Origin of the sequence: Bradyrhizobium archetypum (genome assembly GCF_013114835.1) — a bacterium.
Lineage (GTDB): Bacteria > Pseudomonadota > Alphaproteobacteria > Rhizobiales > Xanthobacteraceae > Bradyrhizobium > Bradyrhizobium archetypum.
The window spans coordinates 330960-351906 of the sequence record NZ_JAAVLW010000004.1 but is presented as its reverse complement, the minus strand read 5'-3'; the positions used below and the strand labels follow the sequence as shown (position 1 = coordinate 351906).

Below are 20947 nucleotides of genomic sequence, written 5' to 3'. Positions count from 1 at the left end.
TGCTCAAACCAAGCAAATCTTGGTCACGCATGGCATGTATGGGGTATTGACGAATCGCGTCTCACGGCAGCAACGCCCGCCGGGTGCGGCAGTTTAGGCCTTTGCCTGCAAGGCGGCCAGCAGCCTCGGCACAAACTTGTTCACCCAGAACATCTTTTTGCTGCCCTTGATCACGACCACGTCGCCGTCTCGCAGCAATGCGGCGATTTGTTGGGGATCGAGCGTAGCGGGGTCTTCATGCCAGCCGAGCGCCCGCGCCGCCGGCACGAGGTCGTATAGATGGCGCATCAAGGGACCGACGCAGTAGATGCCGTCGATGCCCGGCAGGTCACCAGCGAGTTTTGTGTGATAGGCGGGCGCATCGGCGCCCAGTTCCAGCATGTCGCCGAGAATGGCGATGCGCCGGCCTGCTTTCACCGGCCGCGCCTTCAGGCTGCCGAGCGCGGCCACCATACTGGCGGGGTTGCCGTTAAAGCTGTCGTCGATCACGGTGATGCCGCGGGCCACCTGCTCCACGCCGCGGCCGGTCATGATGCCGACATGGTTTAGCTCTTTGGCCAGCGCCGCGGGATCGAGCCCGGCGGCATGGATCGACGCCAGTGCCGCCAGCGCATTCTGCAGGCGATGTGGCGCGCCGGGCGTCAGGCTGAAATCGATTTCGCGGCCATTCACCTGCGCGGCGACGTTCCAGGTCTCGCCTTCCGCCGCATGATTCAGTTCCCGCACCTCTGACGCCTCGCCGAAGCGAACGACCTTGCCGTTCCATTCCGGCGCCGCGACATCGTCAGGCAACACCAGCACGCCTTGATCAGGCAGGCCTCTTCTAAGTAAGCCTTGCGCGATGCTGACCTTCTCGCGCCGGATCGCTTCCAGGCTGCCGAGCTTTTCCAGATGCACCGGCTGCACGTTCACCACCAGCGCCACCGTCGGCTTGGTCAGATCGCTCAGCCGCGCGATCTCGCCGGTCTGGTTCATGCCCATCTCGACGACCCACACGCTGGCGCGCGGGCTCGCATTGCACAGCGTCAGCGGCACGCCCCAGAAATTGTTGAAGCTGCTCGGGCTGGCATAAGCATTCGGGTACGCGGCAAGGAATTCCTTGGTGCTGGTCTTGCCGGCGCTGCCGGTCAGGCCGATCACCGGACCCGTGAACCGCGCCCGCGCGGCGCGCGCGAGGCCCCACAGGCCGTCGATCAGCGTGTCCTTGACGATCAGCTGCGGAATAGTTACGCCGGCAATCTGATGCGGAACGATCATCGCCACCGCGCCGGCGGCTTCCGCCTTGTCGGCAAATTCCCAGCCGTCGCGCGCGCTGGCGAAACTCGAGATGAAGCCGCCGCTCGGCGTGCCGCTCAACGCCACGAACAGGCTTCCAGGCTTCACCAGCCGGCTATCCTGCGTGACGAAATCGATCGGCGTGTCGGGATACTCACCTGACAGACCGAGCGCGCGCGCAACTTCGGCAATCGTCCACAATGGCGTCGCGCTCATGCCACCCTCGCTGCGAGCGCGGCTGCTACCGCTTCATGATCGCTGAACGGCAGAACCTTGTCGCCGACGATCTGGCCGGTCTCGTGCCCCTTGCCCGCGATCAGAAGCGCATCGCCCTCCTGCAGCGCTGCGATCCCTGCCCTGATAGCCTCGGCGCGATCGCCGATATCGGTTGCACCCTTCGCTGCAGCCAGAATGGCGGCGCGGATCGTGGCTGGATTTTCGCTGCGCGGATTGTCATCGGTGATGATGACGTGATCGGCATTCTCGGCCGCAATCGCGCCCATGATCGGACGCTTGCCGGCATCACGGTCGCCGCCGGCACCGAAGATGACGACTAGTTTGCGCTTGGCATAGGGGCGCAGCGCCTGCAGCGCCTTCGCCAGCGCGTCCGGCTTGTGCGCGTAGTCGACGAAGATGGGCGCGCCATTATGTTCGCCGACGCGCTCCAGTCGTCCCTTGGCGCCTTCGAGATGTTCAAGCGCGGCGAACACGGCATCCGGCTCGCTGCCGGTGCCGATCGCAAGCCCCGCCGCGACCAGCGCATTCTCGATCTGGAATTCGCCGACCAACGGCAGCTTGACCGTGGTGTTGCGGCCGCGATGCGCGAGCGCAAGATTTTGCGCAAATCCTTCGACGGTCGCGCCGACGAGGCGGATGCCCTCGCCCGCGCCATCGGCATTGCGGCCGACGGCGATGACCCGCAAGCCGCGCGCCGGCGCCGCGTCGATCACCTGCTGCGAGACATCATGATCGGCCGAGATCACCGCCGCGCCATCGGGGACGATCAGATCGCGGAACAGCCGCAGCTTGGCTGCAAGGTAATGCGCCTCATCCGGATGGTAGTCCATATGGTCGCGCGAGAGATTGGTGAAGCCGCCGGCGGCGATGCGCACGCCGTCGAGCCGGAACTGGTCGAGCCCGTGCGAGGAGGCTTCAAACGCGAGATGCGTGACGCCGTCGCCAGTGATCTCGTCGAGTTGCTTGTGCAGCGCAATCGGGTCCGGCGTCGTCAGCGAGCCATAGACCGTGCGCTTTTGCGACACCAGACCGATGGTGCCGATGCTGGCGGAGGCATGGCCGAGCCGCTCCCAGATCTGGCGCGTGAAGGCAGCGACGGACGTCTTGCCGCTGGTACCGGTGACGGCTGCGATCGTTGCAGGCTGGCGTGGATAGAATCTGGCCGCCGCCAGCGCCAGCGCGCGGCGCGGGTTCGGCGTGACGACAAAGGGAACGCGGATGGCCGAAGAGGCATGTTCGCCGGCTGCCGCGACCGCGCCCGCCTGAACCGCGGACTCGATGAAGCGCGAGCCATCGGTTTTGGTCCCCGCGAGCGCGAAGAACAAATCACCGGGCTTCACCGCGCGGCTGTCGACCGCCAAGCCCTTCACATCGACAACTTCCGCCTGCGGTTCGATCGCAGCGTCGTCGCTGAAGAGGTCGCGAAGTTTCATCTTGTTCCAGTCCGGCCCGGCGCAGTCTGGCGCGTCTATATTGAGAGCATGATCTTGTCGGAAAACCGGTCTCCACTTTTCCGGATCATGCCCGTCCTACGCCTTACTGGGTTGTCCTCGATGCCGCAAGAATAAGGCGGTCGGACGGCGGCAGGTCGAAGCGGGGCTCGACGCCAAGGAGCGGGGCGATGCGGGCAATCACCTTGCCGCCGGTCGGCACCGCGTTCCAGCCCGAGGTGATGAAGCCATGGGTTTCCGGCAGCGCCTTCGGCTCGTCCAGCATGACCAGCAACTGGAATTGCGGATTGTCGGCCGGGATGATCGCCGTGAAAGAGTTGAGCACCTGTTTCTTGGAATAGCGGCCGTTCACCACCTTTTCCGAGGTGCCGGTCTTGCCGCCGATATAGTAGCCCTTCACGTCAGCCTTCTTGGCGGTTCCAACCTCGGCGTTCAGCCGCATCAGGTAGCGCATCTTCTCGGAGGTTTCGGTTCTCAGCACCTTCTTGGCGATCGCCCGCGCCTCCTCCTCCGACCGCTTGAGGAAGGTCGGAGGAATCAGGAAGCCGCCGTTGATGCAGGCGTTGATGCCCATCACCGCCTGCAGCGGCGCCACCGCGATGCCGTGACCGAACGACGCCGTGATGGTGTTGAGCTCGGTCCAGCGCTTCGGCACGATCGGGGAAGCGCTTTCCGGCAATTCGGTGCGCAGGCGGTCCATCTGGCCGAGCTTCTTGAGGAAGGCCTTGTGGGCCTCGACGCCCTGGGACAGCGCGATCTTGGCGGCGCCGACGTTCGAGGAGAACGTGAACACTTCCGCCAGCGTGATCGAGCGGCCGACCGGATGGGTATCGTGAATGGTGAACTTGCCGAACTTCAGCGCGCCGCGCCCGTCATAGAGCGTGTTGAGGTTGGCCTTCCCCGAATCCAGCGCCATTGCCAGCGTCAGCGCCTTGAAGGTCGAGCCCATCTCGAACACGCCCGTCGTCAGGCGGTTGATGCGGTCGGGATCGTGCGCCTCCTTCGGATTGTTCGGATCGAAATCCGGCAGCGACACCAGGGCCACGATCTCACCGGTCTTGACGTTGGAGACGAGGCCGGAAGCCGCCTTGGCCTTGTACTTCTCCTTGGCCTTCAACAGTTCGTCGCGCAGCGCGTGCTCGACGCGCAGGTCGATCGACAGTTCCACCGGCTTCTGCAGCCGATCGGTGGCAAAGCCCGCGCGATGCAGGTCGGCCAGACCATTATTGTCCAGCCACTTCTCCATCCCGGCGATGCCCTGGTTGTCGATGTTGACGAGCCCGATGAGATGCGCGACCGCGGCGCCGGTCGGATAGACGCGCTTGTTCTCGCGCAGGAAGCCGATTCCGGGAATGCCGAGCTTGTGGATGTCGTGCTGCTGCTTTGGCGAGATCTCGCGCTTCAGCCAGACAAAACCCTTGCGCGACGACAGCCGCGCCCGCGCCTCCGCCGTGTCGAGGTCCGGCAGTGCCGCGGTCAGGAGCTCGATCGCCTCGTCCTTGTCGATGATGCGGCGGGGCTCGCCGAACAGGCTCGGCGCCTTGACGTCGGTGGCGAGCACCTCGCCGTTGCGGTCGACGATATCGGGCCGCGCGGTCGCGATTGCATCCTGCGAGGCGGTGCGGCGTGCGCCATGGCTGTCGGCGCCGACCGCGAACATCACCAGGCGTCCGGCCAGCACCGCATAGATCGCGGCGAACAGCAGGATCGCTAATCCCACCCGCGCCCGCGCCTTGGCAACACGGTCGACATTCCGGCCGTAGAGCAGGCTGCGGATCAGCCGCTGCCGCCACGATTCCGCGGGCTTTCTGGTGTTGGCAAGCGCCCGGCCGGTCATTGCTGATCTCCCGCGGGGGTCACCGACCCGGTCGTGGGCGGTGCATCGGCGGCAGCCTCGATGGTGTTGATCATCGCGCCGATCGGATCGGGCGCCCCCGGCCTTGCAAAGGCCGGCGGCCGTTCCGGCAGATTCTTCAACTGGTCATACTGGGTGGCAACGAGAGGCTTTAGCCCGAGGTGACGGTCGGCCAGCCCTTGCAGCCGCAGCGGCGCATCGAGCTTGGCCCATTCCGCGCGCAGCGCCGCGATGGCGTCGCGCTGCTCGCGGATCTCCGCGTTCAGCCGCAGCACACGCTCGACGCGCGAGGTCGATTCCATCTTGATCCGGTAGACGTAAGCCGCCGCGAACACCAGCACGCCAATGACGAGGAAGTGGATGACCCGCATGGTCAGCCTCCCCCCATCACATCGGCGAGGACAGGCCAGGCCGGCAGCCGGCCTGGCGGATGCGCCGGCGCCGCAGTGCGCTCCGCGGCGCGCAGCTTTGCCGAGCGCGCACGCGGATTGGTTGACACCTCGGCCTCGCTTGGCGCGACCGGGCGCTTGGTCAGGATCTGAAAGCTCGGCGGAACTTGTGCGACTTCGGGCAAGTGCCGCGAGCCGCCCACGGCCTTGCCGCGCGCATTGAGGAAATCCTTGACGATGCGATCTTCCAGCGAATGGAACGACACAACCGCGAGCCGCCCGCCGGGCTTGAGCACGCGCTCGGCCGCCGAAAGCGCCAGATGCAGTTCGTCGAGCTCGGCGTTGACGAAGATTCGCAAGGCCTGGAACGTGCGCGTCGCCGGATGAATTTCGTTCGGCTTGGAGCGCACCACCCTGCCGACGATATCGGCGAGCGCCTGCGTCGTCGTGATCGGGGCCTCTTTCCGTGCGGCCACGATCGCGCGCGCGACGCTGCGGGAATGACGCTCTTCGCCGAAGACGTAGATGATGCGGGCGAGATCAGCCTCCGAGGCCTTCGCCACGACGTCGGCCGCAGTCGGACCGTCATGGCCCATCCGCATGTCGAGCGGACCGCCAAGACGGAACGAGAAGCCGCGCTCGGGCTGATCGAGCTGCATCGAAGAAACGCCGACATCCATCACGACGCCATCGACCAGAGGCGCGCCTTGCGCCGCGCAGATTTCTGCGAGGTTGGAGAATCGGTCCTCGACCAGGGTCAGGCGGCCATCGGACTGCTCGACCAGGTCGAACCCGCCGGTAATCGCCGTCCGGTCGCGGTCGATGCCGATGACCCGGGTTCCCGCGACGGCGAGGATCGCGCGGCTGTAGCCGCCGGCGCCGAAGGTGGCGTCGACATAGATGCCGCCGTCCCGCGGGTCGAGCATCTCGACCGCCTCGCGGCCGAGCACCGGGATGTGGCGCGGCGCAGCCGGACTCATGCGCCATCTCCCGGCATTTCCCAGCCGATGATGCGAAAACTGGACGCGAAGGAGCCCATGGCGCCTCAAATCTCTGCGCTTCGCCGGGTTTGTCCGGCCAACAGGACGCGGCTCGGCACGATTGCCGTTTCCGGCCCGGCCTCGCGCCCGCTCATCTCCAGACGGAATTTGCTGGGTTGCCATGGCACTTCGAGCGCGAAAGAGGGCTTCGGCCGTCCCCAACCCGGTTCGGCTCTTCACTACTTAGTAACGGCACTTAGCGTTAAGAAAGCGTTGACGATCACTCGCGGGTTTTGCGCGCTTTCTAGTCACTGAAAAATGGTGGTGCGCCCCGCACACAGTTCACCAAAATGCGAGGCGGAACCCGGCCGCCAGATTGCGCGCATATGAGGTAAATGAATAGTAAATGATATTGCCACGCAAAACACGATGCCGCCGCTTTCCCGCCCAGTTTGGGTTCAAAAAATGGCTTCAGGATCGTTCACATCTGCTGGTATTGATTCGAGGCGTCAACGCGCCCTCCCGGTTCCCAGGGCCAACGCCGATATGAAAAGCTTTACCCCAGATTCCTCGATTGCGTCCGACGTCATTGCCTCGCCGAACTTTGGCGACCGCAACAACGGCCGCGTCGCCGACATGATCCTGCTGCACTACACCGGCATGCCGGATGTGGAAGGAGCGATCGCCCAGCTCTGCACGCCCGGCACCGACGTCTCAGCCCATTACATCGTGCTGGAGGACGGCCGCATCGTGCAGTGCGTGCCGGAAGCCAAGCGCGCCTGGCATGCTGGAGTATCCTGCTGGGCCGGCGAGGAAGACATCAATTCCTGCTCGATCGGGGTCGAGATCATCAATCGCGGCCACGACTGGGGCTATCCGGATTTCCCCTCGCGCCAGATCGCCGCGGTGATCGCGCTGTGCCGCGGCATCATGCTGCGCCGCAAGGTCCCTGCGCATCGCGTGCTCGCGCATTCCGACGTCGCTCCAGCGCGCAAGAAGGATCCCGGCGAAAAATTCCCATGGCATTTGCTGGCGAATTCCGGTGTCGGCCATTGGGTGCAGCCGGCGCCGATCGTGCGCGGCGAATCGCTCAAGCTCGGCAGCATCAGCGCTGACGTCGCCAGCCTGCAGGCGGCGCTCGCCAAATACGGCTACAACATCCCGACCCACGGCAAGTTCGACGGCCCGACCATGGAAGTCGTCACCGCGTTCCAGCGCCACTTCCGCCCTGCGCGTGTCGACGGCATCGCCGACCACTCGACCATCAGCACGCTGCACGCGCTGCTGACAAGCCTGCCGGCGGAGGCGACGACGGCGGTTGCGGCGAGGTAAGCTATTACTCTCCACCGTCATTGCGAGCGAAGCGAAGCAATCCACCTTCCCCGAGCAGAGAGATGGATTGCTTCGTCGCTTCGCTCCTCGCAATGACGGCTAAACTCCATCCATCTCCGCGATCCTTCGCGCATAGAGCCGCCGCAACGGCCCGAGCTGCGTCGCCTCTGTCGCCTTCAAATACGCCTCGCGCGCGGCGTCGCGACGGCCGAGCCGGCGCAGCAGATCGGCGCGCACGGCCGGCAGCAATTCATAGCCCTTCAGCCCGCCCCGTGCCTCCAATGCATTGACCAGATCCAGCGCCCGCGCCGGCCCGTCGACCATCGACACCGCCGCGGCGTGGTTGAGCTCGATCACCGGCGACGGATTGATCCGCAGCAGCACTTCATAGAGGCCGGCGATCTGCCGCCAATCGGTGTCGTTGTAACTGGACGCACGCGCATGCAGCGCGGCTATCGCCGCCTGCACCGCATAGGATTGCGGCCGCCCCGGCATTCGCAGCGCCTCTTCCACCAGCAGCAAGCCTTCCGCTATTTGTCGCCGATCCCAAAGTGTCCGATCCTGTTCTTCCAGCAGCACGATGTCGCCGCCGGCGGTCTCGCGTCCGGCGCGGCGGGCATCATGCAGCAGCATCAGGGCGAGCAGCCCCTTGATCTCGCCGCGTCCGGGCATCAGCGCATCGAGCAGCCGAGCCAGCCGGATCGCTTCGCGCGCCAGGTCAGGCCGCATCAGATCTTCGCCTGAGGTAGCCGCGTAGCCTTCGGTGAACACCAGATAGATTACGGCGAGCACGCCATTGAGCCGCGGCTGCAGCGCGTCGCGTTCGGGAACTTCATAGGAGATGCCGGCGAGGCGGATCTTCTGCTTGGCGCGCAAGAGGCGCTGCGCCATCGCGTCTTCGCTCGCGAGGAACGCGCGCGCGACCTCGGCTGTCGTCAGTCCGCATACCGTGCGTAGCGTCAGCGCAACCTGCACCTCGGCGGCAAAGGACGGATGGCAGCAGGTAAAGATCAGCCGCAGCATGTCGTCGTCGAGCGTGCTGTCGGCCGGCTCGCACGGAACCGAGGCGTTGAGCAGCAGCTCGTGCGTTAGCTCCTCACGTTTGCCGCGGAACGCGGCGTTGCGCCTGACGCGATCGACCGCCTTGTTGCGCCCGACATTGACTAGCCAGGCGCGCGGATTGGACGGCGGACCGCCGGCGGGCCAGCGTTCCAGCGCCACCGCCACCGCATCCTGCAGCGCATCTTCCGCCAGATCGAAATCCCCGACGAGACGGATCAGCGTGGCCAGCGCGCGGCCCGCCTCGTCGCGGAATATTTTTTCGATCTCGGTGGGTGTCATTGTGCCCCGCGAGGTTGCATCCGTCGTTCCGGAGCGCACGCGCCCTCGCGCGAGCGAACCCGGAACCTCGAGATTCCGGGTTCGTCCTTCGGACGCCCCGGAATGACGATGCGGAAAGGCCTAGTCATAAACCCAGATCGGCCGCACCTCGATCGATCCCAATCTGGCGCTGGGAATGCGCGCGGCAATCGCGAGCGCGGCGTCGAGGTCCGGAGCATCGATCAGGTAATAGCCGCCGAGCTGCTCGCGGGTCTCCGCGAACGGACCATCGGTGGTCAGCGTCTTGCCGTCGCGCACCCGTACGGTGGTGGCTGTCGTCGTTGGCCGCAGGCGGTCGCCCGCCTTGAAGTTGCCGCTCTGGATGATGGACTGGGTAAACGCGCCATATTCCTCCATCATCTTCTGGCTCGTCGCGGGATCGATCTTGGCGTACTCGACCTCGTTCTGATAGATCAACAACAGATACTGCATTTCAAAACTCCTCATGATCGGCTGGATCGCCGACACCAGTCGAACGGGCCTTCCACAAAACGACATCGTCAGGATAATTTATTTTGAGTGGGAACTGTGGGCGGGCAACCGGCGCACGTCGCGCCCCACGGCAAGGAAGCAATCAAGCCTTCCCGCCCGCCGCGGCGAGCCGACGCTTCAAGTCCCTGACCTCCTCAAATCGCTTGGTCACGTCGCGCATGACCGCCACGGTACCCGCGACCTCTTGCCGGTCGTTTCGCAGCAGCACGATGGTGAACTCGACCGAGATGCGCTGGCGGTCCTTGGTCAGCGCTGGCACCGACAGCAAATCGCCGTGGCCGTAACGGCTGGTTCCCGTCGCCATCGTGTGGCGAAATCCTTCCCAATGCCGGGCACGCAAATTCTCGGGAATGATGATGTCGAGCGGTTGCCCGGCAGCCTCGTTCGCCGTGAAGCCAAAGATTCGCTCCGCGCCGGGATTCCAGAACGTGATGCGCCCGTCGCGATCGGTCGCAACGATCGCGTCGGAGGCGCTGCGCAGCAAGGCTTCACCAAGGCCGCCAGGCATGTTCATCGCATATCACTCGCTATCGTCCTGCAAGGCATCAAACGCCGCGATCCTGCCCACGTCAAAGCCCGCCTCAAAGCTCATGTCAAAGTTGCCCACGGAACCCGATTAACCATCGCTTTCACTTGACGCAGGCCGTCGAAGTCCCCATTCGTAAGGTGTCAGTCGGCCGGACGGCCGCTCCCGCAACGGTCGAAAGGCCGCGGGGGAGGAAAGTCCGGGCTCCATCGACATGCGGTGCCGGATAACGTCCGGCGGGGGGAACCCCAGGGAAAGTGCCACAGAGAACGAACCGCTCCCCACCCGAAAGGGAGGGGCAGTAAGGGTGAAAAGGTGCGGTAAGAGCGCACCGCGTTTCCGGCAACGGAAGCGGCATGGCAAACCCCACCGGGAGCAAAACCGAATAGGGACGGCAACGCGGGCAGTTCGCGAAAGCGATAACGCCGCAGGGCGATGTCAGGCCCGTCGTCCGGGTAGGTTGCTCGAGGCGATGCGCAAGCATAGTCCCAGAGGAATGGCCGTCACGTATCATTCGCAAGAATGGTGCCCTACAGAACCCGGCTTACAGGCTGGCTGATATCTTGTGCGAAAGCGTTTTCGAAGAAAACGCGTCTTGCTGAAATGAGGGGCTCGGCGCAAACACGCCGGGCCCCTCGCCATTTGATGTGCCGCTACGTCATTCCGGGGCGCACGCGCAGCGGGCGAACCCGGAATCACGGCGGAGAGATTACGCCGCGATCTTCTGCAGCAGCGCCATCAACGCTTCCGGCGCGGTGACGTTCGGCGCATGGCTGGCGTCGATCTCGTAGTAGCTCCAGGCGGGATCGCTCTTCGTCATCTTCGCAAAACGGCCGAACGTGTCGGCCGGCGTGATGCGGGTGGCGTAGATGTAGCTGCGCGGCAGGGTCAGCGGGGCCGACAGCTTCAGCTTCTGCGCAAAACATTCGATCGGCATGTCGACACGACGCGCGTTGAGCCACGCGACGTCGGCGGGCGAAGTATCCGGCGGCGTCGGGTTCGGCGGCACGCGCCAGCCATCGCCGCTCCTGGCCAGCTCCTGCATCCGCGCGCGAGCGACCTCGTTGAGGTCGAGCAGCGACTGGCCGTCCTGCGGCACGAAGGCGTCGATATAGATGAGCTGTTTGACCTTGTCGCGGGCGCGATCGGCAACGCCGGTCGCAACCATGCCGCCATAGCTGTGCCCGATCAGCACGAGATCGCGCAGGTCTTCATACTTGATGACGTTCAGCATGTCCTCAATATGCGTATCGAGGCTGATCGCCGGATGCGCCAGATGCGCGCGCTCGCCAAGGCCGGTGTAGGTCGGCGTGACCAGGCGATGCCCGGCCGCCTGCATCAGCGGATGCATCTTCTTCCAGGCCCAGCCCGCAGACCACGCGCCGTGACAGACCAGGAAGGTTTTCGAGGCTGCGCTCATCGGCCGTTTCCACCAGGTTATTGTTGAAGGCTCCGATTGCGATAGTACCTGCCTGCCGCCTCGTGTAAACGTCGGCGCAAATCTAGACGTCGTCATTCCGGGATGGTCCGAAGGACCAGACCTCAGATGCGCAATTGCGCATCGGGGAATCTCGAGATTCCGGGTTCGATGCTGCGCATCGGGGAATCTCGAGATTCCGGGTTCGATGCTGCGCATCGCCCCGGAATGACGAGGGAATATAATGACGGGGGAATATTAAGAGTGGACGCATCCACCTACGCCATCCTGTTGGCCGGCGCGCTCGCCGGCGGTTTTGTCTCAGGCCTCTCCGGTTTCGGCACGGCGCTGATGGCGCTGGGGATCTGGCTTTATATCGTGCCGCCGGCGATTGCCGTACCACTGGTGCTGATCTGCTCGGTCAGCTCGCAGATCTCGACGCTGCCGTCGATGTGGAAGGTGATCGACTTCAAGCTGGCCCTGCCCTTTGTCGTCGGCGGTCTTGTCGGCATGCCGATCGGCGTGCTGCTGGTGGCGCGCGCCGATCCGCAAACCTTCAAGCTGAGCGTTGGCGTCATGCTGCTGGTGTTTCCGACCGCGCTCTATCTTATCCGCAAGCCGATGGCGTTCCGGTTCGGCGGCCGCATGGCAGATGCCTGCGTCGGGTTTGCCGGCGGCATTCTCGGCGGCCTCGCCGGCCTGTCGGGCCCGCTGCCGACGCTGTGGGCCAGCATCCGCGGCTGGACCAAGGACCAGCGCCGCGGCGTGTTCCAGGTCTTCAACGGCAGCGTGCTCGGCGCGGCCCTCATCGTGCAGATCGTCAGCGGCTTCATCGATTGGGCCGTGTTCTGGTTTGCCATGCTGGCATTGCCCGGCACGCTGATCGGTGCCCGCCTCGGCATGCGCACCTATCACGCCCTGAACGACCGCAATTTCTATGACGTCGTGCTGGCGCTGCTGTTTCTTTCGGGCGTAGGCCTGGTGTGGAGCAGCATTGCTCCGAGATAGAAGCCGCATAGCCGCCATGTGCTCCGAGTAGATTGCTGTACGCTCCCCGGCAAAGCAGCTAACCAATGCCGTCATGGGCTCCCCTTCGTCGCGCGAACGTCTCGGTCTGTTGCTGGGCTTCATCGGCATGGCGATCTTCGGCGGCACGCTGCCGGCGACGCGGATCGCGGTTGCGGAAATTGATCCGATTGCACTGACTGCGCTGCGCACCGCGATCGCCGGGCTGTGCTCGCTGGCGCTCCTGCTCGCGTTGCGCCGTCCGCTGCCGCCCCGCGCGCTGCGGCCGCAACTCGTCATCGCGATGCTCTGCGTCGCCGTCCTGTTCCCGCTTTTGATGTCGATGGGGATGCGGCGGGTCGACGCCTCCCACGGCGGCGTAGTGCTGGGCGTGCTCCCGATCGCAACCGCGCTCGTCGCCGTCGCCATCACCCATGAGCGGCCGCGGCCGCTATTCTGGATCGCCTCCGTCGCAGGCGCCGCGCTGGTGATCGGGTTCTCGTTAAGGGAAGGCGGCGGCGCGTTCTCGACCGGAGATCTGCTGCTGTTTGCGGCGGTGGGCGTATCCGCGATCGGTTATGCGTTCTCGGGCCGGCTCGCATCACATATGCCGGGCTGGGAGGTCATTAGCTGGATTCTTGTCATCGGCCTGCCGCTCTCAATTCCCGCCGCCGCGCTGACCATGCCGCATGACGTCGGCCAGATTGCGCTCAAGCCATGGCTCGGGCTGCTCTATGTCGCGCTGTTCTCGCAATGGATCGGCTTCTTCGCCTGGAACGCCGGGCTGGCGATGGGCGGCATCGCGCGGGTCTCGCAGGTACAGCTCCTGCAGCCCTTCGTCACCTTTGTGCTTGCGGCCTACTTCAATGGCGAGACCATCACGCTGCAGATCCTGCTGTTCGCCGTCGCCGTCGTAGTAACGGTCGCGATCTCGACGCGGACGCGCGCCACCGCCGCGCCCTCAGAGCCGCGGCGTCGCGAGCCGCCTCAGTTGGCGGCATCCTGATCGATCAGCCCTCTCGATGCCGGAAAATATCTTCCGACATCGATCGGATCCGCAAGAATGCGCTTTACCCCTATTCCGCCGCCGAGATGCGGCCGAACTCGGTCGCCTGCAGTTCGAACAGCCCGCGATAGATGCCGCCGGGCCGCGCCGTCAGCGCCGCGTGCGTGCCTTGCTCGACGATCTCGCCGCGGTCGAATACCAGGATACGGTCGAGGCTGCGCACCGTCGACAGCCGGTGCGCGATCACGATCGAGGTGCGGCCTTTCATCAGCCGCTCCATCGCCTGCTGAATCAGGTTTTCCGATTCCGAATCAAGGCTCGACGTCGCCTCGTCCAGGATCAGCACCGGCGCGTCCGCGAGGAAGGCGCGCGCCAGCGCGACGCGCTGCCGCTCGCCGCCCGACAGCTTGACGCCGCGTTCGCCCACCAGCGTGCCGTAGCCCTTCGGCAGCCGCAGGATAAAGTCGTGGGCGTTGGCCAGCCTCGCCGCCTGCTCGATCGCCGCCATGCTGGCGCCGGGCCGGCCATAGGCGATGTTCTCCGCCAGCGTGCGGTGAAACAGGATCGGCTCCTGCTGCACGATCGCGATCTGGCTGCGCAGCGAGTGCTGCGTGGCTTTCGCGATATCCTGACCGTCGATCAGGATCTTTCCGCCGCCGATATCGTAGAGCCGCTGCACCAGCTTGACGAAGGTGGTCTTGCCGGAGCCGGAACGGCCGACCAGGCCGACCCGTTCGCCGGCGCGGATATCGACCGACAGGCCGTCATACAGCGGCGCGTGATGGCCGCCGTAATGGAACGTCACCTCGTCGAACACGATGCGGCCGCCCTGGATATCGATCGGCTTCGCATCCGGTGCGTCGGCAATGCCGATCGGCTCGGCATGAATCGCGACCAGCTCCTCCATGTCATTCACCGAGCGCTGCAGGTTGTTGATGTGCATGCCGACGTCGCGCAGGTAAGCGTGGATGATGTAATAGCTGGTCAGCACATAGGTAACGTCGCCCGGCGTGGCGCGGCCGGCGATCCACAACAGGATTGCCCCGCCGATCACTGAGGCGCGAAAGCACAGCAACACCCCCAGTTGCGCTGTCGAGGTGTAGTTGTAGCGATACCACGTCCGCCGCACGCGCGTGCGCCATCGTCCGATGACGTCGGCCAGCCGCGCATCCTCGCGCGTTTCCGCGCCGAAGGATTTCACCACGGCGTTGCAGGTCAAGGCGTCCGCCAGCGTACCGCCGACCTTGGTGTCCCAGGCGTTGGAGACGCGTGCGGCCGGCGCGATGTAGTTTACCGAGAATGCCATCGTCATCGAGACATAGATGACTGTGCCGACCGCGATGACCGCGCCGAGCACCGGCCAGTGCAGCCCGAGCAGGATCATCGAGCCGACCAGCACCAATAGCGACGGTAACAGCGCCATCAGGATGGTGTCGTTGAGCAGGTCGAGCGCCCACATGCCGCGCGTGATCTTGCGCACGGTGGAGCCGGCAAACGAGTTAGCGTGCCAGTCGGTCGAGAAGCGCTGCACGCGCGCGAACGCGTCGCGTGAGACGTCCGACATCGTCGTCAGCGTGAACGGCACGATCGCCTGCAAGCCGGTCAGCCGCAGGATCATCGATGTGAGGCCGAGCGCCACGATGGCGCCGAAGGCGGTGAACGCGGCATGCCGCGCGGCCAGATCGGCGGTGCCGCGCGTCAAGGCGTCGACCAGTCGGCCGGAGAAGACCGGCATGAACAGGTCGGCGGCGGTCGCGCCGAGCAGGCCGCCGGCAACGATGGCGGCGCGGCCGGGCTGTTGCAGCCAGTGGCGGAACACGAACGGAATCACCACACGTATCGCCGCGGGGTTGTCTTTATCAGCGGTCATGGCGTCATCCGGCTGCGCATGCGCACACGCCGGCTCCATTAGAGGTTGACGCGGGGGCGGCCTCGGGCCGAACGCAAGCGTCGTGAGAGATCGATTAAGTCGTTGGGAAGCTTGAAGATCGGCGCATCACGCCCGATCAGGGCCGGCGGTGCTCGCGCTCAGCGACGCGATCGAAAACCCACCACGAGCATCGAACGCGAGGATGCGATCTGCGCATACATCGAAATCATGCAAATCTCCCCGGTTCGAGCGACAATGCGCACCTTATAAATGCATCGCGGGTGATTTGCAACATGACAAGGGCGTGATGTACGCGTCGCGCCTGTCAATGCGCATCACCCTCCGCCACAGTCGCGGACGACTTCCTGAGGGTCAGCACCAGCAGGCTGAGGCCGAAATAGAACACGGCCAGCATGAAGAACGCGTCGCCATAGCCCATCACCACGGCCTGGCGGTGCACGATCTGCGACAACTGCTTCATCGCCATCAGCGCGGAATCGCCCATGCCCTGCAGGCGCTGGGTGAGCATGTTGAGCGTCTCGACCGCAGTGGTGTTGCCCCAGGTAACGCGGTCGTGCAGGCGCGAGATGTGGAGGTCGGTGCGCTCGTTCAGCACCTGGTTGATGATGGCGAGGCCCACTGCGCCGCCGAGATTGCGCGTCAGGTTGAACAGGCCCGACGCGTTCTTCACCCGCTCCGGCGCCAGCGTGCCGAGCGCCATCGTGTTGGTCGGCACTATCACCAGCATCAAGCCGGCGCCGCGCAAAATCTGCGGCAGCAGCAATTCGTAAAAATCATACTCTTTCGTGATCCAGGTCATCTGATACGAGCCGAGCGCGAACAGCACCAGACCGATCGCGATCAGATAGCGCGCGTCGTATTTCGCCATCAGCCGCCCCACGATCGGAGCGGTGAGGAACATGGCGACACCGGAGACGAACATGGTCTCGCCGATCATCAGAGGACTGTAGCCGCGCACTTCGGCGAGGTAGCGCGGATACATGTAGGTGAGGCCGTAAAGGCCAATGCCGACGCAGAACGAGATCAGGCAGCAGATGCTGAAATTGCGGTCAGTGAAGGTCCTGAGGTCAACGATTGGCTCTCTCACGCTGAGCACGCGCCAGAAGAACGCGATCGCCGAGATCGCACAGATCGCCGCGCAGACCGCCACCGACGTATCTTCCAGCCATTGCGACTGCGGCCCCTCTTCCAGCACATATTCGAGCGTGCCGAGAAAGCCGGCCATGAACAACAGCCCCCACCAGTCGAAATGCTCGAGCAGGGCGAAATTCGGCCGATCGAAATCACACAGCGCGAGCACGCCGATGGTGATGCCGATGCCGGGAACAATATTGATGAAGAACAGCCAGTGCCACGACATCGTGTCTGTAATGAATCCGCCGACCGTCGGCCCGATGGTCGGCGCCAGCGTTGCGACCAGGCCGATGATCGGAGCGACGATATGGATTTTCGAACGCGGGAACACCGTATAGGCGGACGCGAACACGGTCGGGATCATGCCCGCGCCCAAAAATCCCTGGATCGCGCGCCAGACGATCATCTGCTCGATGGTCGAGGCAAAACCGCAGAAGAAGCTGGCGATGGTGAAGCCGGAAGCGGAGATCGCAAATAGCAAACGTGTGCCGAACGCGCGCGACAGGAAGCCGGATAGCGGGATCGCGATCACTTCGGCGATCAGGTACGAGGTCTGCACCCATGACACTTCGCTGGGACTGGCGGAAAGGCCGGCCTGAATCTGCTGCAGCGACGCCGAGACGACCTGGATGTCCAGGATCGACATGAACATCCCGAACACCATGAAGAGAAACGCAAACAGCCGCCGCGGCGGGATGCGCTCATCGGCCGCGGCATTCATCGTCGAAGGCGATGTGGTGGTGGCGTCGGCCATGATCTACTCGGGAACGGGCGCGTGTTGCCCGTGCTTTGAGAAAAGCTATTTTGGTTGGACAGTCCCCGGCGCATCGAGGTCGGCCTCGCTGTCGGCGTCGCCCGCGCCCTCGCGGGTGTCGACAGTGGTATAGACCGACATGCCGGCGCGCAGCAGGTTCTGTCTCGCGACTTCCTTCGGCACACGAATGCGAACCGGCAGCCGCTGCACGATCTTGGTGAAATTGCCGGTGGCGTTATCCGGCGGCAGCAGCGTGAACACCGAGCCCGCCGCCGGCGAAATGCTGTCGACGACGCCGGCAAACTTGCGGTGGCCATAGGCATCGACCGAGATCTTCACCGGCTGGCCGGGGCGGATCCGCTTGAGCTGGGTTTCCTTGTAGTTGGCGTCGATAAAGACGTCGTCGAGCGGCACGATATTGGCAAGCCGCTGCCCGGCCTGGATGAAATCACCGGCATTGACGAGACGGTTGGAGAAGGTGCCGTCGATCGGCGCCCGCACCGAGGTGAAGGCGAGGTCGCGCTCCGACTTGGCGAGCTGGGTCTGCAATTCCGCGAGCTGCGCGCGCGCCTCGGCTTGCTGCGCTTTCGTCACCTCGACATTGTCGCGTGCCGCATCATAAGCCGCCTGCGCCGACCTCACCGCGGCAATCCCCTGGTCGCGGCTGGCTTCGGAAACCTCGAAGGTGGCGCGCGAGGCAAAGCCCTTGGTGCTCAGCGCCTGCTGTCGTTCAAAATCGAGATCGGCGCGCTTCAGCGCCGCTTCCGCCGAGGTGAGCTGCGCTTTGGTCTGCTCGACCGCGCTTTCCAGCGCCGTGACCTGGCGGCCGATGCGGCCGATGGTGGCCTGCTGGGTCGCGATCCTGCTGCGCGCGGCGTCTACCGCGATGCGATAATCGCCGTCGTCGATCCTGAAAATCACCTCGCCGGCGCGAACCAGCGAATTGTCGCGCGGCAGGATGGCCGCGACATGGCCGGACACCCGCGCGCCGAGCATGGTGTTGTTGGAACGGACATAGGCATCGTCGGTCGAAACGTAGAAGCGGCCGACGAAGACGAAATAGGCGCTGTAACCGATCGCCGCCAGAGCGAGCAGTCCGAGCGCGCCCATCATGACGAATTTGCGCTTCCCCGGTTTCGCCGTCGCCGTGTCGGCAGTCGGCGCTACAGGCTGCTCGGTTGCCGGGGCGGTGGGCGCCTCCGCAGGGCGGCGCCTTATTTCCTCTGCAACGGAGGTGCGCGGCTGGGCCGAGACTTCGGCTTCATCCTCCGCCGTTTCCGGCCCGGCGTGAAGAATACGCGCGGCCTGTTCTCTCGCTCCGGCCATCACTGGCCTCCCCATACAATGTCGTGGCGCCGGCAAAGCCTCGCAGGATCACCATCGAGACAAAATGTAGCATTGACCGAACGGTTCGGTCAACATACCGTCCAATAATATACATCATAAAGCGAAAATAGATGCCTGCCTGCATCATGGGTTGAATTGTCTTGCGAGAAGATAAACCAATGGTTGCATCCAAATCAAATACGGTTCACCCCTTCGGCGAGCAGGACAGTTCGAAGCGCCGCCAGATTTTGGACGGCGCGCGAAAGGTGTTCATGGATCTGGGCTTTGATGGCGCCAGCATGAACGAGATCGCGCGCGCCGCCGGCGTGTCCAAGGGCACGCTCTATGTCTATTTCGCCGACAAGAGCCGGCTGTTCGAAGCCATCGTCGAGGATGAGGCGCTCGAAAAGAGCAAGATCGCCTACAATCTCGATCCCAAGCGCAATGTCGAAACCACGCTGCGGGAATTCGGCCGGGCTTATATCGGCTCGATGTGCCGGCCGGGCGGCGGCTCGTCGATCCGCACGGTGATGGCGATCGCTGAGCGGATGCCCGAGGTCGGACGGCGGTTCTACGAGAACGTGCTCGCGAAGACGATCAACCGTCTCGCCGAATACCTGCAGGCCCGCATCGCGCCGGACGATCTGGCGATCGAAGATAGCGTGCTTGCCGCCGCGCAGTTCATGCAGATGTGCCAGGCGACGCTGTTTCTGCCGTTTGTGTTCCAGGCCGAACCCGCGCCATCGGCGGCGCGCATCGCGCACGTGGTCGACAGCGCGACACAGATATTTCTGGCGACGTATCGGGCGAAGCCGAAGTAGCTGCCTTCCACACCTTTCCTGATCACGTTGGCGCCGAACAACCGATCAAGCAGCCGGCGGGGCATCGTCCGTCATGCGACATCGCATGCAACCGTTTGCCGCGGCCGGCTAGGAACAAATCATGTCGTCCCGAGTCAGGAACCTCATCAATTCCAGGAGGTTCAAATGGGACTTTTCACGAAAGACATCAAAACCATGGAAGACATGTTCCTGCACGGTCTGCAGGACATCTATTACGCCGAGCACCAGATCACCAAGGCATTGCCGAAGATGATCGAGAAGGCCACCAACCGCGATCTGGCGGCCGGCCTCAAATCCCACCTCGAGGAGACCAACACCCAGATCGAGCGCCTGCAGAAGGTATTCCACAAGCTCGGCAAGGAACCGGAGGCAGCGGATTGTCCGGCGATCGATGGCTTGATCAAGGAAGCCGACACGATCACGGCAGAAATCGAGGACAACGCCGTGCTTGACGCCGCCATCATTGCGGGAGCGCAGTCAGTCGAACACTACGAGATCGCCCGCTACGGCACGCTCATCGCATGGGCCGAAGAGCTCGGCCACGGCGACGTCGTGCGCTTCCTGACGACGAACCTCAACGAAGAGAAGGCAGCCAATACCAAGCTGAACACGATCGCACTGCGCAAGGGCGTCAACAGGAAGGCTGTGGCCTAGGAACCAACATTCCGAGTGGGCCATTATCCTCCTCGGCGGGAGACCGGGGATGATGTCTGTAAGACGTGCTCTTCTGTGGCTGGTCAGCATGCCGCTGCCCATCATCCTTCTGCTCGCACTCTTCTTCCTGCACCCCGGCTAACGCGTTCGTCAGCCGCGCTCGCGCCATGGAGCGGTGTCGGACAACCTGCTAGAACGGCAGCCGGCAAACGCTATCCCACGGGTATATCGATGACGGCAGGCTGCCCATCGCTGATCGCTCTCTATCGCAAACTGCGCGAAGCTTGGTCGGCGGAGACGGGCGGAAAGTGGCGGCCCGACAATCCCGCGGCCGGACAATGCTCCGTGACGGCGCTGGTGGTCCAGGACGAACTGGGTGGCGAGATACTGAAAACAGACGTCGACGGCGCCTGGCATTTCTACAATCAGATCGACGGGCGGCGCGTCGATTTCACCATGAGCCAGTTCGACAGCCCGATCGGCTATGACGACCTGCCGAGCAACAGGCAGGACGCATTCAGCGACACCTCCGCAGCGCAATACGAACTGCTTCTCGGGCGGATACGATCAGGTTCGTGACCTCGCGAAAGCTGTGGCTCGTGCCCCGGACGCGAGCGACCACCGTGAAGGATGTTGACGCCAAATGACCCGCATCGTCTTCGTTGTCGCTTTGCTCTTCACCGCGCGGTGGCAAGCAGCCGAGATTGTCGAGGTGAAAGATCGTGGTCCGGTCGACCTCGCGCCGTTCAACTGCCAGGACGTCACCCGCAGCAGTGTCATCAGTCGCGTATGCTACGACCGCGAAGGCCGGCGCATGCTGGTGCAGCGCCGGGCGGCCTACCAGCAATATTGCGACGTGCCGAAGGACACCATCGATGCGTTTGTGAACGCGCCTTCTATGGGCCGCTACTTCAACGCAACCATTGAAACGGCCGGCCGCGAAGGCAATCGGCCCTACGACTGCCGGCCCGGCAAAGTGCCGTCATATCAGTGACGTCGCG

At 64.2% G+C, this 20947-nt stretch carries 19 protein-coding genes and 1 other RNA gene; 8 read left to right on the top strand and 12 right to left on the bottom strand.

Features of this window, described 5'->3' with window-relative positions; all coding sequences use genetic code 11:
- Positions 1-93 precede the first annotated feature (93 nt).
- The 5 genes from HCN50_RS14440 to rsmH form a co-directional block, all read right to left on the bottom strand.
- Positions 94-1491, bottom strand: a complete 1398-nt coding sequence (locus HCN50_RS14440; RefSeq protein ID WP_171710326.1) for a UDP-N-acetylmuramoyl-tripeptide--D-alanyl-D-alanine ligase — start codon at positions 1489-1491, stop codon at positions 94-96.
- Positions 1488-2945: a UDP-N-acetylmuramoyl-L-alanyl-D-glutamate--2,6-diaminopimelate ligase gene (locus HCN50_RS14435; protein WP_171710325.1), complete on the bottom strand. Its 1458-nt coding sequence runs from the start codon at positions 2943-2945 to the stop codon at positions 1488-1490. Before HCN50_RS14435 ends, HCN50_RS14440 begins: the two co-directional genes overlap by 4 nt.
- 103 nt (positions 2946-3048) lie before the next feature.
- On the bottom strand, positions 3049-4800 hold the full coding sequence (locus tag HCN50_RS14430) for a peptidoglycan D,D-transpeptidase FtsI family protein (protein WP_171710324.1): 1752 nt from the start codon (positions 4798-4800) through the stop codon (positions 3049-3051).
- Positions 4797-5189 carry a cell division protein FtsL gene (ftsL, locus tag HCN50_RS14425; RefSeq protein ID WP_171710323.1) on the bottom strand — a complete coding sequence of 131 codons (393 nt, stop codon included), beginning with the start codon at positions 5187-5189 and terminating at the stop codon, positions 4797-4799. The genes HCN50_RS14430 and ftsL overlap by 4 nt, the downstream gene beginning before the upstream one ends.
- A 2-nt stretch (positions 5190-5191) precedes the next feature.
- Positions 5192-6187: a 16S rRNA (cytosine(1402)-N(4))-methyltransferase RsmH gene (gene rsmH, locus HCN50_RS14420; RefSeq protein WP_171710322.1), complete on the bottom strand. Its 996-nt coding sequence runs from the start codon at positions 6185-6187 to the stop codon at positions 5192-5194.
- 465 nt (positions 6188-6652) lie between these two features.
- Between rsmH and HCN50_RS14415 the strand changes: the two genes are divergently transcribed.
- A complete protein-coding gene (locus tag HCN50_RS14415; protein ID WP_171710321.1) occupies positions 6653-7519 on the top strand; it encodes an N-acetylmuramoyl-L-alanine amidase in 867 nt (288 codons plus the stop codon).
- Between the two features lie 99 nt (positions 7520-7618).
- Here HCN50_RS14415 and HCN50_RS14410 read toward each other — a convergent pair whose 3' ends face one another.
- The 3 genes from HCN50_RS14410 to HCN50_RS14400 form a co-directional block, all read right to left on the bottom strand.
- Positions 7619-8860: an RNA polymerase sigma factor gene (locus tag HCN50_RS14410; protein ID WP_171710320.1), complete on the bottom strand. Its 1242-nt coding sequence runs from the start codon at positions 8858-8860 to the stop codon at positions 7619-7621.
- Positions 8861-8980: 120 nt separating this feature from the next.
- Entirely contained in the window at positions 8981-9331 is a 351-nt protein-coding gene (locus tag HCN50_RS14405) for a YciI family protein (RefSeq protein WP_171710319.1), read from the bottom strand.
- A 142-nt stretch (positions 9332-9473) separates the two neighbouring features.
- Positions 9474-9905, bottom strand: a complete 432-nt coding sequence (locus HCN50_RS14400; protein WP_171710318.1) for a PAS domain S-box protein — start codon at positions 9903-9905, stop codon at positions 9474-9476.
- A gap of 155 nt (positions 9906-10060) precedes the next feature.
- Between HCN50_RS14400 and rnpB the strand changes: the two genes are divergently transcribed.
- Positions 10061-10480: RNase P RNA component class A (gene rnpB / locus HCN50_RS14395), an RNA gene on the top strand.
- 146 nt (positions 10481-10626) lie between these two features.
- On the opposite strand, the gene HCN50_RS14390 is transcribed toward rnpB, so the two are convergent.
- Entirely contained in the window at positions 10627-11337 is a 711-nt protein-coding gene (locus HCN50_RS14390) for an alpha/beta fold hydrolase (RefSeq protein ID WP_171710317.1), read from the bottom strand.
- A gap of 261 nt (positions 11338-11598) precedes the next feature.
- On the opposite strand from HCN50_RS14390, the gene HCN50_RS14385 reads away from it, so the two are divergent.
- Both HCN50_RS14385 and HCN50_RS14380 read left to right on the top strand, forming a co-directional pair.
- Positions 11599-12342: a sulfite exporter TauE/SafE family protein gene (locus tag HCN50_RS14385; RefSeq protein ID WP_171710316.1), complete on the top strand. Its 744-nt coding sequence runs from the start codon at positions 11599-11601 to the stop codon at positions 12340-12342.
- Between the two features lie 73 nt (positions 12343-12415).
- Positions 12416-13345, top strand: a complete 930-nt coding sequence (locus HCN50_RS14380) for a DMT family transporter (protein WP_171710315.1) — start codon at positions 12416-12418, stop codon at positions 13343-13345.
- 70 nt (positions 13346-13415) lie between these two features.
- On the opposite strand, the gene HCN50_RS14375 is transcribed toward HCN50_RS14380, so the two are convergent.
- From HCN50_RS14375 to HCN50_RS14365, 3 genes are all read right to left on the bottom strand, one after another.
- On the bottom strand, positions 13416-15215 hold the full coding sequence (locus HCN50_RS14375; protein WP_235976966.1) for an ABC transporter ATP-binding protein: 1800 nt from the start codon (positions 15213-15215) through the stop codon (positions 13416-13418).
- A 325-nt stretch (positions 15216-15540) separates the two neighbouring features.
- Positions 15541-17124 (bottom strand): DHA2 family efflux MFS transporter permease subunit, encoded by a 1584-nt coding sequence (locus tag HCN50_RS14370; protein WP_171710313.1) that lies wholly within the window; start codon positions 17122-17124, stop codon positions 15541-15543.
- A 45-nt stretch (positions 17125-17169) separates the two neighbouring features.
- A complete protein-coding gene (locus HCN50_RS14365) occupies positions 17170-18450 on the bottom strand; it encodes an HlyD family secretion protein (RefSeq protein ID WP_171710312.1) in 1281 nt (426 codons plus the stop codon).
- Positions 18451-18629: 179 nt separating this feature from the next.
- Between HCN50_RS14365 and HCN50_RS14360 the strand changes: the two genes are divergently transcribed.
- The 4 genes from HCN50_RS14360 to HCN50_RS14345 all read left to right on the top strand — a co-directional run bounded on the left by HCN50_RS14360 (position 18630) and on the right by HCN50_RS14345 (position 20940).
- Positions 18630-19271, top strand: coding sequence for a TetR/AcrR family transcriptional regulator (locus HCN50_RS14360; RefSeq protein WP_171710311.1), 642 nt, complete (start codon positions 18630-18632; stop codon positions 19269-19271).
- A gap of 165 nt (positions 19272-19436) precedes the next feature.
- Positions 19437-19946, top strand: coding sequence for a YciE/YciF ferroxidase family protein (locus HCN50_RS14355; protein ID WP_171710310.1), 510 nt, complete (start codon positions 19437-19439; stop codon positions 19944-19946).
- Between the two features lie 231 nt (positions 19947-20177).
- Complete coding sequence (locus HCN50_RS14350) at positions 20178-20525, top strand: YunG family protein (protein WP_171710309.1); 348 nt, start codon at positions 20178-20180, stop codon at positions 20523-20525.
- 64 nt (positions 20526-20589) lie between these two features.
- A complete protein-coding gene (locus HCN50_RS14345; protein WP_171710308.1) occupies positions 20590-20940 on the top strand; it encodes a KTSC domain-containing protein in 351 nt (116 codons plus the stop codon).
- Positions 20941-20947 lie beyond the last annotated feature (7 nt).